A 673-nucleotide genomic window follows, 5' to 3' on the forward strand; every position below is an offset into this window, starting at 1 on the left:
GAATACCAGAAGAGTCGTAGTAACAGGTATCGGCGGTATTAACGCCTTCGGCCGTGATTGGCAAAGCATTCAGACGGCCTTTAAAGCCGAAAAAAACGCAGTCAAACACATGGACTGGAGCGAACGCTTTCCTGAATTGGAAGCGCAACTGGGTGCACCGACCCCCCCCCCCCCCCCTCCCCCCCACCCCCCCCCCCCGCAGCTCAGAAGCATGGGGCGCGTATCGCATTTGTGTGTCGATGCGGCGGAACAAGCTTTGACGGATGCAGGCTTGCTGGGTGATGAAAGCATTACCGACGGCCGTATGGGCGTAGCGTGCGGTTCGTCTGTCGGCAGTACCAAAGACATCGGCGATTTGGGCGAGCTCTTGCTGACCGGCACTTCGCGTAATTTCAACGCCAATACTTATGTGCGCATGATGCCGCATACGGCCGCCGCCAATATCGGCATTTTCTTCGGCTTGAAAGGCCGCATTATCCCGACTTCGAGCGCGTGCTCTTCCGGCAGCCAAGGCATTGGTTATGCCTATGAAGCGATTAAATACGGCCTGATTGATATGATGCTGGCTGGCGGAGGCGAAGAGTTTTGTCCGTCTGAAGTGTATGTTTTCGATTCACTTTATGCCGCCAGCCGCCGCAACGGCGAACCTGAGCTGACCCCGCGCCCTTACGAC

At 56.8% G+C, this 673-nt stretch carries 1 protein-coding gene; it reads left to right on the plus strand.

What is annotated here, in order from left to right:
* The coding region (locus ACTHUM_RS17010) for a beta-ketoacyl synthase N-terminal-like domain-containing protein (protein ID WP_440403556.1) at positions 1 to 673 on the plus strand (673 nt) is incomplete at both ends.

The sequence above is a fragment of the Neisseria sp. P0021.S006 genome (genome assembly GCF_051956895.1).